Annotated in this window: 8 protein-coding genes; 3 read left to right on the top strand and 5 right to left on the bottom strand. The window is 69.7% G+C overall.

The window, feature by feature from the left end:
• The first annotated feature begins 64 nt into the window (after nt 1-64).
• A complete protein-coding gene (locus QF046_RS09950) occupies nt 65-2,143 on the top strand; it encodes an APC family permease (protein WP_373425687.1) in 2,079 nt (692 codons plus the stop codon).
• A 139-nt stretch (nt 2,144-2,282) separates the two neighbouring features.
• Entirely contained in the window at nt 2,283-2,870 is a 588-nt protein-coding gene (locus tag QF046_RS09955) for a GNAT family N-acetyltransferase (RefSeq protein ID WP_307369254.1), read from the top strand.
• A 131-nt stretch (nt 2,871-3,001) separates the two neighbouring features.
• Here the strand turns inward: QF046_RS09955 and QF046_RS09960 are convergent, their stop codons facing one another.
• The 5 genes from QF046_RS09960 to QF046_RS09980 all read right to left on the bottom strand — a co-directional run bounded on the left by QF046_RS09960 (nt 3,002) and on the right by QF046_RS09980 (nt 11,138).
• Nucleotides 3,002-5,095: a heavy metal translocating P-type ATPase gene (locus QF046_RS09960; protein ID WP_307372808.1), complete on the bottom strand. Its 2,094-nt coding sequence runs from the start codon at nt 5,093-5,095 to the stop codon at nt 3,002-3,004.
• A 217-nt stretch (nt 5,096-5,312) separates the two neighbouring features.
• Nucleotides 5,313-7,661: a cation-translocating P-type ATPase gene (locus tag QF046_RS09965; protein ID WP_307369255.1), complete on the bottom strand. Its 2,349-nt coding sequence runs from the start codon at nt 7,659-7,661 to the stop codon at nt 5,313-5,315.
• A 42-nt stretch (nt 7,662-7,703) separates the two neighbouring features.
• On the bottom strand, nt 7,704-7,913 hold the full coding sequence (locus QF046_RS09970) for a heavy-metal-associated domain-containing protein (protein ID WP_307369256.1): 210 nt from the start codon (nt 7,911-7,913) through the stop codon (nt 7,704-7,706).
• A 103-nt stretch (nt 7,914-8,016) separates the two neighbouring features.
• Nucleotides 8,017-10,890 (bottom strand): helix-turn-helix transcriptional regulator, encoded by a 2,874-nt coding sequence (locus QF046_RS09975; protein WP_307369258.1) that lies wholly within the window; start codon nt 10,888-10,890, stop codon nt 8,017-8,019.
• A 50-nt stretch (nt 10,891-10,940) separates the two neighbouring features.
• Nucleotides 10,941-11,138 carry a hypothetical protein gene (locus QF046_RS09980; RefSeq protein WP_307369260.1) on the bottom strand — a complete coding sequence of 66 codons (198 nt, stop codon included), beginning with the start codon at nt 11,136-11,138 and terminating at the stop codon, nt 10,941-10,943.
• A 302-nt stretch (nt 11,139-11,440) separates the two neighbouring features.
• Here QF046_RS09980 and QF046_RS09985 point away from each other — a divergent pair, with 302 nt between their 5' ends.
• Entirely contained in the window at nt 11,441-12,754 is a 1,314-nt protein-coding gene (locus QF046_RS09985; RefSeq protein WP_307369263.1) for an ABC transporter substrate-binding protein, read from the top strand.
• The last annotated feature ends 25 nt before the right edge of the window (nt 12,755-12,779 follow it).

The raw sequence follows: 12,779 nt of genomic DNA on the forward strand, positions 1-12,779 counted from the left end.
CCCCGAGTCACGATTCGCGCAGCGGGATTGCACGGCGTCGTCCGCAGGCGTAGTGTCCTCCGTCGTGACACATGACGGTCGCGAGAATGCGGATGCCCCGCCGCTCGCCAAACGCATCCTCATCGGCGAACCGCTGACGACGGAGCAGGTCAACGACCAGCTCCTCCCCAAGCGCATGGCGCTGCCGATCTTCGCATCCGATGCGCTCAGCTCGGTGGCCTACGGGCCGCAGGAGATGCTGATGATCATGCTCATCGGCGGAGTGGCCTTCCTCGCGCTCAGCCCCTGGGTCGCAGCGGCGGTCGTCGTGCTGCTCGTCGTGGTCGTGCTGAGCTACCGGCAGCTCATCAAGGCCTACCCCTCGGGCGGCGGCGACTACGAGGTCGCGTCGAAGAACCTCGGCGAGGTGCCAGGCGTGGTCGTCGCGGCGGCCCTGCTCGTGGACTACGTGCTCACGGTCGCGGTGTCCATCGCATCCGGTGTCGACAACATCATCTCGGCCCTCCCGGGTGCGAACCCGTGGCGGGTGGAGCTGGCGGTCGGCTTCGTCGTCCTCATCGTCGTCGTCAACCTCCGCGGCGTGCGCGAGGCATCCACCCTCTTCGCCGTCCCGACGTACGTCTTCATCGGATCGGTGGTGCTGATGATCGCGACCGGCCTGATCCGCACCTTCCTCGGGGATGCCCCGATCGCCGAGAGCTCCGCCTACTCGGTGCAGACCGAGAACATCAGCCAGGCGGCGATCATCCTGCTCGTGCTGCGCGCATTCTCCAGCGGATGCTCCGCCCTGACCGGCGTGGAGGCCGTGTCCAACGGGGTGCAGGCGTTCCGGCTGCCGAAGATCGGCAACGCGCAGAAGACGCTGACCCTGATGGGCTCGATCGCGGCCCTGCTGTTCGCCGGGCTGACCGCGATGGCCCTGATCACCGGCGTGCACTACGCCGAGAACCCCTGCGACCTGCAGGGCTTCGACTGCACGGGGCCGCAGCCCAGCCTGATGGCGCAGATCGCCACCGCGACCTTCGGCGGCGGCAGCATCCTCTTCTTCATCATCCAGGCCGCGACTGCCTGCGTGCTGCTCCTGGCCGCCAACACCGCGTTCAACGGATTCCCGCTGCTGGGTGCAGTGCTCGCCCGCGACGGCTATGCGCCGAAGGCGCTGAACACCCGCGGCGACCGGCTGGTGTTCAGCAACGGCATGATCCTGCTCGGCATCGGCGCCGTCGCGGTGCTCGTCGCGTTCCAGGCGAACCTGACCAGCCTGATCCAGCTGTACATCATCGGGGTCTTCGTGTCGTTCTCGCTCGGTCAGATCGGCATGGTGCGCCACTGGAAGCGGCTGCTGCGCGAGACGCAGCATCGCCTGCTCGCCGAGGTCGCCGCGGAACGCCGCTCCGCCCACATCGGACTGGTGATCAACAGCCTGGGCGCCGTGATGACCGTGGCGGTGCTGGTGATCGTGACGATCACGAAGTTCACCCACGGTGCGTGGATGGTGTTCTTCGCGATCCCGGTGCTGGCCCTGCTGATGCTGGGCGTGAAGCGGTACTACCGCGACGTGGAGCACGAGATCACCATCGACGACACCACGCACTTCGGCTCCAGCGGCGACGTCGCGATCGTGCTGGTGAGCCGGCTGCAGAAGCCGGTCATCAAGGCGCTCGACTACGCGATCGCCGCGAAGCACGAGAAGACCGTCGCCCTGCACATCGCCCTCACCCCCGAGGACGGGAAGGTGCTGCAGCGCGAGTGGCAGCAGTACGGCATCCCGGTGCCGCTCGTGATCGTCGACTCCCCGTACCGCACGTTCGCTCAGCCCGTCGAGCACTTCATCCGCCAGTACCGCGAGAAGCACGGGCCGTGCGTGGTGACCGTCTACCTGCCGCAGTACATCGTCGGCCACTGGTGGGAGTCGGTGCTGCACAACCGTCGCGCGCGCCGCATCGCGAACCAGCTGATGATGGTTCACGGCGTGACGATCACGCTGGTGCCGTGGCTGCTGGATTCGTCTGAGCTGATCTACGGACGCCGCTCGCGTCCGCTGCCCGGGCAGGAGCGCGCCGGACGACCGCTGGCGCTGTACGGCGCCCCTCCGGCGGGTCGACGTGCACAGCGCCCCGCGGGTCCCCCCGACGAGGGCTGAGGCCGGCGCGGTCTTCCCCCCCTCCTCCGCCGGGCCACCATCGAACGCGCGAGCCACCACGCAGATCACACACATCTGCTTGGTGGCTCGGCGATTGCTTGGTGGTCCGGCGCGGATCGGTGCCGACTACGCTGACGAGATGTCGCTCAGCACCGTCGCCTGGCCTCTCCGCACCGCACGTCTGGAGATCCGTCCGCTCGCGGACACGGATCTCGACGCGATGTGGGAGTTCCGTCGCCTGCCCGAGGTCAACCGGTGGCTGGGCCGTGCACCGGCCACGCGCGAGGCGTTCCACGAGACGTACTCGGATCCCGCGCGCCGCGCGATGACGTTCGTGATCGTGCTTTCGGATGCCGGTCACGCCGCGCCCACGATCATCGGCGACCTGATGATCAAGCTCGAGGATGCGTGGGCTCAGGCGGAGGTCGCCGAGCAGGCGGCGGGCACGGAGGCCGAGCTGGGCTGGGCGCTGGCCCCCTCACACACCGGTCAAGGCTTCGCGATCGAGGCGGTGAGCGCCGTCATCGACCTCTGCTTCGGCCCGCTGGGGCTGCGCCGAGTCCACGCCGGATGCTTCGCCGACAACGAGCCCTCATGGCGGCTGATGGAGCGGCTCGGCATGCGCCGGGAGGAGTTCAGCCGCCGCACGGCGCTGCATCGCTCCGGCGAGTGGATGGACGGCCTGAACTACGGCCTGCTCGCCGAGGAGTGGCCCGTCGGGCGCTGACGCGGCCGGCCTCGCCGCACCCGGCTGATTCACCGAGCCACCATCGAAATCGCGAGCCACCAAGCAGATGACGCATATCTGCTTGGTGGCTCGGCGATTGCTTGGTCGCTCGGCGCGGGGCGGCGGGCGCGTCAGCGGGCGACGACCCGCTCGGGGCGCAGGTCCAGACGGCGCAGGGTCTGCGCGTTGAGCGCCACGACGATCGTGGACAGGCTCATCAGCACGGCACCCACGGACATCGGCAGCACGAACCCGAACGGTGCGAGCACGCCGGCAGCCAGCGGCACCGAGATCAGGTTGTACCCGGCCGCCCACCACAGGTTCTGCGTCATCTTGCGGTAGCTCGCCTGCGACAGCTCGATCACCGAGACGACCGAACGGGGGTCGTCGGATGCCAGGATCACACCGGCCGAGGCGATCGCGACATCCGTGCCGGCGCCGATCGCGATGCCGACGTCGGCCTGGGCCAGCGCGGGCGCATCGTTCACGCCGTCGCCGACCATCGCAACCGTGCGGCCCTCGGCCTGCAGAGCGGCGACCTTCGCGGCCTTGTCCTCGGGGCGGACGCCGGCGAAGACGCGGTCGATCCCGAGCTCGGCGGCGACCGCCTGTGCGACGGCCTCTGCGTCGCCCGTGATCATCACGACCTGCACGCCGCGCCGGTGCAGCGCGGCGACGGCTTCGCGGGACTCGGCGCGGATCTCGTCGGCGAGCTTCAGCCCGCCGATCACCCGTCCGTCTTGCACGACGTGCAGGATGATCGCGCCGTCGGTGCGCCACTGCTCGGCATCCGCGACCTCCTGCCCGCCGATCTCCGAGAGCAGGTGCGGACCGCCGACGCGCACCTCATGCCCGTCGACAGTGGCGGTCACGCCGACCGCGGGCGACGAGGAGAAGCCGGTCGCGGTCAACTGATCACTGGGTCCCTGAGCCCGTCGAAGGGCGGATGCCGCGCGCACGATCGCCCTGGCCAGCGGATGCTCGCTGTCGGCCTCCGCGGCGGCGGCGAGCGCGAGCACGGCATCGGCGGACCAGCCATCGATCGGCGAGATGCCGGTGACGGTCGGCTCGCCCTTGGTGAGGGTGCCGGTCTTGTCGAAGAGCACGGTGTCGACGCCGCGCATGCTCTCCAGGGCCAGCCGATCCTTGACCAGCACGCCGGCGCGGGCCGCGCGTTCGGTGGCGATCGAGACGACCAGCGGGATGGCCAGGCCAAGTGCGTGCGGGCAGGCGATCACGAGCACGGTGATCGTGCGGATCACGGCATCGTCCGGGCTGCCGAGCAGCGTCCAGACCAGGGCGGTGAGGATGCCGGCGCCCAGCGCGAACCAGAACAGCCAGCCGGCCGCGCGGTCGGCGAGCCGCTGGGCGCGGGAGCTGGAGGCCTGTGCGTCTGCGACGAGCTTGCGGATGCCCGCCAGCGCGGTGTCATCGCCGGTGGCGGTCACCTGCACGCGCAGTCCGGAATCGGTGGCGACCGTGCCCGCGGTGACGGTGTCGCCGATGCCGCGGCTGACCGTGCGCGATTCGCCGGTGAGCATGGACTCGTCGATGTCGGCGCGACCGTCGACGATCCTGCCGTCGGCGGGGATGCTGCCGCCGGGGCGCACGATCACGATGTCGCCGAGCCGGAGATCGGCCGGGCTGACCTTCACCACGTCGTCGCCGTCGACGCGCTCGGCCTCATCGGGCAGCAGCGCGGCGAGCGAGTCGAGTGCGGAGGTGGTCTGCGCGAGCGAGCGCATCTCGATCCAGTGGCCGAGCAGCATGATCACGATCAGCAGCGCCAGCTCCCACCAGAACTCCAGTTCGTGGTGCAGGATGCCCAGGCTCGCACCCCAGGAGGCGAGGAAGGCGACCGTGATGGCGAGGCCGATCAGCAGCATCATCCCGGGCTTGCGCGCCTTCAGCTCGCTGACCGCGCCGGTGAGGAACGGACGGCCGCCCCAGACGTACATGACCGTGCCGAGGATCGGCGCGATCCACCGGGCCCAGTCGGGGACCGTGTAGCCGAGGATCATCGCGAACATTCCGCTGAACGCGACGACGGGGATCGCGATCAGCAGGTTGATCCAGAACAGGCGCCGGAACTGGCCGACGTGGTCGCCGTGACCGCCATGGCCTGCGTGGTCTGCGTGCTCGCCGTGGCCAGAGTGGTCCGCATGGCCCGCGTGCTCGCCGTGACCGCCGTGGTCCCCGTGCTCCCCGTGCTCCCCGTGCTCCATCCCCGCACCTGTCCGGGAGGAGTTCTCCCCCTCGGGAGGAGCCTGGTGCCCGGAGTGTCCTCCCATCAGGGAGTTCTCCTCCCGAGCGTGCGAGTCAGGGGACTGCTCGGCGTGTGTGTGCGGGTCCATGGGATCCTCCTCGGCGTCTCATCAGCATCGCTGTCATCCGATGCAACTCGAATACCCCCCTGGGGTATTCCCGCTCGAGGTGCGAGGCTCAGCGGAACGAGCGCAGGCGCAGGCTGTTGCCCACGACGAACACGCTCGAGAACGCCATCGCGGCACCAGCCAGCATCGGGTTCAGCAACCCGAGGGCGGCGAGCGGGACGGCCGCGACGTTGTACGCGAAGGCCCAGAACAGGTTGCCCTTGATGGTGCCCAGCGTGCGCCGCGAGAGGCGGATGGCATCGGATGCCGCGCGCAGATCTCCGCGGACGAGGGTGATGTCGGATGCCTCGATCGCGACATCCGTGCCGGTGCCCATCGCCATGCCGAGATCGGCCTGTGCGAGCGCGGGCGCGTCGTTCACGCCGTCGCCGACCATTGCGACGACCCGGCCCTCTGCCTGCAGTCGCCTGACCACGGCGACCTTGTCTGCCGGCAGCACCTCGGCGTGCACCTGCTCGATGCCGACCTGAGCGGCGATGTGGCGTGCGGCCGCCTCGTTGTCGCCGGTGAGCAGGATCGGGGTGATGCCGAGCTTCTTCAGCGCGGCGACGGCCTCGGCGCTGGTGGGCTTGACCTCATCGGCGACGACGATCATGCCGCGGGCGGCGCCGTCCCAGGCGACGAGCACTGCGGTCTGCCCGGCCGCCTCGGCATCCGCCTTCGCCGCCAGCAGTTCTGCGGACGGGTGGCTCGCCCAGTCCTCGAGCAGCGTCTGCCGCCCGACGATCATGGCGTGCCCGTCGACGATGCCGCTGACTCCGCGCCCCTCGAGGTTCTGGAACGACTCGACGGCCGGCAACACAGTGTCGTCGCCCGGAGCATCCGACGGCGCGCCGGCGTGTCCGCCGACGACATGCTGCTCAGCGCCCGGCAGCTCCGGACGACGAGACGGGCTCTCGGCACGCAGCCCGACGGCACGCGCAGCGGCGGAGGCGATCGCACGGGCGATCGGGTGCTCGCTGGCGTGCTCCACGGCTCCGGCCAGGTGCAGCAGCTCCGCGGCATCCGTGCCCTGCTCGGGGATGACGGCGACGACGCTCATCCGCCCCTCGGTGACGGTGCCGGTCTTGTCGAGGACGATGGTGTCGACGCGGCGGGTGGATTCGAGGATCTCCGGGCCCTTGATGAGGATGCCGCGCTGCGCGCCGCGCCCGGTGCCGACCAGCAGAGCGGTGGGCGTGGCCAGCCCGAGCGCGCACGGGCAGGCGATGATGAGCACGGCGACGGCGGCGGTGAAAGCGGTGGCCGCCGGGAATCCCAGCATGAACCAGACGGCCAGCGTCACGAGGGCGATGCCGATCACGATCGGCACGAAGACGCCCGAGATGCGGTCGGCCAGGCGCTGCACCTCGGCCTTGCCGGTCTGGGCATCCTCGACCATGCGCGCCATCTGCGCGAGCTGCGTATCGGAGCCGACCCGGGTGGCGCGCACGACCAGCCGGCCGCCGGCGTTCACGGTGGCGCCGACGACGGCATCCCCCGCGCCGACCTCGACGGGCACGGACTCCCCGGTGATCATCGACCGGTCCACGGCCGACGAGCCGGAGACGACCATGCCGTCTGTGGCGATCTTCTCGCCGGGGCGCACGACGAACTCGTCCCCGACCCGCAGGTCGGAGATCGGGATGCGACGCTCGGTCTGGGTCCCTGAGCCGGTCGAAGGGCGCAGCACCCCGACGTCCTTCGCACCGAGCTCCAGCAGCGCACGCAGCGCCGCACCGGCCTGCCGCTTGGCCCGCTTCTCGAAGTACCGGCCGGCGAGTACGAACATCGTGACCCCAGCGGCGACCTCGAGATAGATGTTCGCCGCGCCGTCACCGCGCTCGAGCGTCCAGCTGAACCCATGCGTCATCCCGGGCATCCCGGCTGTGCCGAGGAACAGCGCATACAGCGACCAGACGAATGCGGCCGAGGTGCCGAGGCTGATCAGCGTGTCCATGGTGGCCGCGCCGTGGCGCAGGTTCACCCAGGCCGCGCGGTGGAAGGGCCAGGCCGCCCACACGATCACGGGCGCCGCGAGGGTCAGCGACAGCCACTGCCAGTAGGTGAACTGCAGCGCCGGGATCATCGCCAGCAGGATGACCGGCACACTGAGGACGATCGACCCGATCAGCCGGTGCCGCAGCGACCGCAGCTCGGGATCCTCGGCATCCTCCCGATCCTCCGAAGCGGGCGCGGCGGGCAGCGCCGCCGTGTATCCCGCATTCTCGACAGTCGTGATCAGCAGCGCCGCATCCATCGGCCCGTCGACCGTGACCTGCGCCTTCTCGGTCGCGTAGTTCACCGTCGCCGTGACGCCGTCGAGCTTATTGAGCTTCTTCTCGATGCGCATGGCGCAGGATGCGCACGTCATCCCGCCGATCTCAAGATCGACGCGGGACGGCAAGGCGGTGGTCATGACATGGTTCCTCAGGACAGGCGGATGCGGGCGTGCGGATGCTCAGGCGGCTACGGCCCGGTAGCCGGCCTCGTCGACCGCAGCGATGACGGCGTCCGCGTCGACGGCGGATGCCGCGGTGACGATCAGCCTTCCGGTCTGGGCGCTGACGTCGATGCCCTCGATGCCGGCGATCTTCTCGACCTCTTCGCGCACGGACATCTCGCAGTGCCCGCAGGTCATCCCGGTCACCTGGAACTCGGTGGTGGTCATGGTCTCTCCTCACGCTGGGGGTACCCGATCGGGCCCTGTTCCGAGCGTACCCCGGAATACCCCCCTGGGGTACCCGTTCCGTGAACTTTCTCCGAAACGGACCTCAGCGGGAGAGAGCGTCGACCTCGCTGCGGTACCGCGCCGCCGCCTCGTTGCGTGTGGCGACCCCGAGCTTGCGCAGCACTGCGGAGACGTGCACGCTGACCGTCTTCACGCTGATGAACAACCGCTCGCCGATCTGCCTGTTGCTCAGCCCCTCGGCGATCAGCGAGAACACCTGGTTCTCACGAGCCGTCAGGCTCGCCACCCCTTCGGTAGCCTGCGAGGTGGCGCCGGTCGCCTCTGCGAGGGCGGCGACGTCGCGCTGCAGCCCGGCGTGCTCGTACTCGGCGGCCAGCGCGCCCGCCTCGACCAGCAGAGCGGATGCCTCGACCCGATCGGCCCGATCACCGTCGGAGACCAGTGTGCGGGCGAGCTCGCATCTCAGGACCACGCGGAACACCACGGGCATCTCACCGCTGTCGGCGGTGGCGATCCCCGCCCGGAGCGCCTCCGGGCTCGCGCACAGGAGTCCCTCCAACAGGGTGTCCCATCCCGCGGGATGCAGTGCCGGCGGGATCTGATCCCATGCCGAGCGCACCCGGCCGGCCAGTGCCGCAGCATCCGACTCCCGCCCCTCGGCACGCAGCATGCCGACGACCCATCCGCCGTCGAGCAGGACGCGCGCCCTCTGCCCGAGGGCGGGGCCGGTGTCGTCGAGCATCTGCGTCAGGACCGACACCGCGCCCTCGGCGTCTCCGCGGCACAGCGCCAGGCTGATCTCGGTGCGCCACAGCGAGTACCGCACCTGCCGTTCGACCTCGGCGATCTGGTGCATGCGCGGGCGCCATTCCTCCATGATCGCGTCGGCCTCGCCGAACCGCCCGCGCCAGGCCAGCGCTCGCACGCGCGTCGCCGTCGTGTACGCACGGAAGACCCGATGCGTGCGGAAGGTGAGGTCCTTGGCGAGCAGCTGCTCCACCCGGGCGATCTGGCCCAGTTCCAGCAGCGGCTCGGCCCGGTTCTGTGTGAGGATCGACCCGCTGGTGCGCTCGATGCCGAAGCGCCTGGCGTCGTCGACGCCGCCTTCGGCGAGCTGCACCGCCGCGCTGTAGCGCCCCAGGTTGTACAGCGCGTCGGAGTAGTTGACCCGGTACCTCAGCTGAGCATCCACGTTCACGGCGTGCGCCCAGGCCGTGCGGAAATCGGCGAACCCCGACTCGAGGTCGCCGAGATGCACCCGACTGTTGCCGCGCAGGTTCGCCGCCACCGAGACGGAAGCATCGTCGCCGGCGGCCTCAGCCAGGCGGAACGCCTCGTCGGCCAGGCGGATCGCATCGTCGAAGCGCCCGACGATCATGTACCGCGCTCCGAGCAGCACCAGCAGTGCGGCGTGCAGCCGCGGCTCGTCGACGCCGCGCGTCTCGTACTCGGTGAGCGCCTCCTGCAGGGTCTCGATCTGCTGCGGTCTGCCCAGACTGGTGAGATACGTGCCGCGGTCGCGCAGCAGCCGCACGAGCACGGCCGGGTCGACGGTCTCACGGTCGACCTCGTCGAGGGCGATGTTCACCACCATCAGCGCCCGTTCCCCATCGCCGGCGTTGCGGAGGATCGAGCCCAGGCGCCCGAGCAGCGCAACATGATCTATGCCGGTCGCGTCCTCGGCATCCGCCACCTGATCCCACAGTTCGAGGGCGAGTTCGCCGAAGCGTGCGGCTGTCGAGAAGGCGAAGCTGCGGCGCGAGCGGTCCATCGCCGTGATGGCGGCGAGCAGCGCCCGCCGAGGATCGTGCGCCTGATGCCAGTGGTTCGCGAGGGCCGATTCCTGGCATCCCTCGCATCCCGAGGCACGTTCCTCGAGCGCCTCGGCGTAGGCGCGATGCAGCCGCGACCGCTCGCCGGGGAGCAGGTCGTCGTGCACTGCCTCGCGCAGCAGAGCGTGTCGGAAGTCGTACGTGTCGTCGGCGCGCACTGCCAGGATGGCGACGTTCACCGCCTCCCGGATGCCGGCGTCGAGTCGATCATCGGGCAGGTCGACGAGGCGGGCGAGCAGTTCGTGGTCGATCGGCCCGTCCGACCCGGATGCCGTGCGCACGACCCGCCGCGCATCGTCGCCGAGCGAGTCATAGCGCGACAGCAGCACGTCGCGCAGCGTCTCGGGCAGGGGCCCGAGGGCGTTGCAGGAGAGCTCCTCGATGAAGAACGGCACCCCTTCGGCGCGCTCGCGCACCCGCTCGAACGCGGCATCGTCCACCGGACCCGTGAGTGCCTCGACGAGTGCACGGACCTCGACATCGCCGAGCCGCTGCAGGGTGATCCGATCCATCAGCCGCGCCCGCTCGGATTCGGCGAGGAAGGATCGCACCGCCGCACCGCGGCGGACCTCGTCGACGCGGCAGGTGATGACGAACAGGATGCGGGAATCGGCGAGCGCGCGCAGCAGGAACGACAGCATCGCGATGGTGGCGTCGTCGGCCCAGTGCAGGTCTTCGATGAGGATGACGACGGGACGGGCGGATGCCGCGGCCTCGAACAGCGTCGCGATCGCCTCGCGCAGTGCTTCGGGTGAGGTCTCGCCGCGCTCGACCGGTTCGCCGCCGAGTTCGGGCAGCAGCAGTCGCAGCGCACCGCGGGCGGGGCCGGCCGCCAGGGCGGTCGGATCGTCGAGCATGTCGAGCAGCCCGCGCAGAATCGCCGGCAGCGGCCCGTAGGCGGCCGGTGCGACCGCGTAATCCAGACACCATCCGACGACCACTGCGGCGTCGACGGAGGCACGATCACGGAACTCGCGCAGCAGCCTGCTCTTTCCGATGCCGGCCTCGCCGGCCACCAGCACGGCGCCCGCTTCTCCCGCGAGGGCACGCTGCAATGCGGCGTCGAGCCGACTCGACTCGACGTCGCGTCCCACCATGTCTGCGGTCGGTGCGATGACGGACATGCGTTCATCGTGCCACCGACCGCCGACATGGTGGGCGAGAACTGCCTGGGTCACGCCTCCACCGTGCGGCGGCGCCTCACGGGGACGACGTGCCGCAGCATCCGAAGCACCCGCGGCATCCGGCCGCGCCGACGCGGGACGAGACGCTCTGGCTGCTCCCGTGCGATGCGCATGCGCTCGAGCAGCACGGTCTGGCGCTCGAGCTCTGCCTGGTTCACGCGGGCGACGAGGTAAGGGTTCGCGTACATGGGGATCTCCTTCTTCCGACGAACTCCACGCTCGTCGCTGAGGTGTCCCCTCGACATCGGACGAGTTCCCTATCTTCCGGATCGGGCACCTCAGATCATCGGGGTGCGGGCACGTCGCGCCGCTCGTACGCGCTCGTGGATGCGCGAATGTCAGCGCTACTCAAAGGATGAAACACATTCGTTACAGGACTAGTCACAATCAGTTTGTGAGCGCAAACATTCTGGGGTTTAATGACATCCGGGCCACTTTCCCGAATCGCGGTCCACCACCCTCAACCTGAACTCAACGGGGAGCCGCAGCAATGACATCCACCCGCATCATCCGCACCGCCGCCGTCGTCGCCGTCGGAGCCGTCTCGGCCTTCGGCCTCGCCGCCTGCAGCAGCGCCGACAGCGCCCCCGACTCGGTCTCGTCGGGCAAGCCGGTGACCATCGAGTACATGCACCGCCTCGACAACGGCACCGACATGGCCACGGTCGCCGAGATCGCCGAGCGCTGGAACGAGGAGAACCCCGACATCCAGGTCAAGACGACCAAGTTCGACGGCGCCGCCACCGACATGGTCCTCAAGCTGGAGACCGATGTGAAGGCCGGCAACGCCCCGTGCCTCGCACAGGTCGGCTACTCAGAAGCACCCCAGCTGTATGTGAAGGGCCTGCTGGAGGACGTCACCGCCGAGGCTGAGAAGTACGAGTCGAACTTCTCAGCGGGAGCCTACGCCGGCATGCGCGTCGGCGACGTCGTCGTCGGACTGCCGCAGGATGTCGGCCCCCTGGTCTACTTCTACAACGCCACCGCGTTCAAGGAGCTCGGCCTCGAGGCTCCCGCGACCATCGAGGACCTGGCCGCGGACTCGGCCACGGCCGCCACCGCGGGCAAGTACGTCACGGCGTTCACCGCCGACGAGGCCACGCACTGGCTGGCCGCGCAGTCCGCGGCCGCCGGCGACACCTGGTTCAGCACCAAGGGCGACAAGTGGGTCGTGGATGCCGAAGGCACCGGCTCGCAGAAGGTCTCGACCTTCTGGCAGGATCTGCTCGACAAGAATCAGACGCTCAAGGCGGACCGCTGGGGCGAGCCGTTCACCGTCGCGCTCAACGACGGCAGCCTGATCGGCCACATCGGCGCGGCATGGGAGGCGGGCTTCCTGCTCGACTCGCTCGACGGCACCCCGTCCGAGGGCCAGTGGCGCGTCGCCCAGCTGCCCGACTTCGGTGCGGGTGAGATGACCGGTCCCGACGGCGGCTCCGGCGTCGCGGTCCTCAAGGGCTGCGACCACCCGGCCGAGGCCATGAAGTTCAACAACTGGTTCAACACCCAGATCGACGACCTCGCCTCGCAGGGACTCGTGGTCGCCGGCAACGGCGCCCCGAAGAGCAGCGAGAAGATGCTGCGTCAGTTCGGCGGCCAGGACGTCCTCGGCGAGCTCGCCACTGCCACGGCGAACATGAACCCGGACTTCCCGTACGCACCCGGCTTCTCCACCCTGTCGGCGATGACCGAGACCGCCGCAGGCGTGACCGCCGGTGACAAGAAGGTCGCCGACATCTTCACCACGGCCCAGAACACGGCCATGAAGGCGCTGACGGACCTCGGTCTTCCGGTCGCCGAGTAACCCCCGCTTCACGCACGCAGTGCCG

The organism is Microbacterium sp. W4I4 (genome assembly GCF_030816235.1).
Taxonomy (GTDB): Bacteria; Actinomycetota; Actinomycetes; order Actinomycetales; family Microbacteriaceae; genus Microbacterium.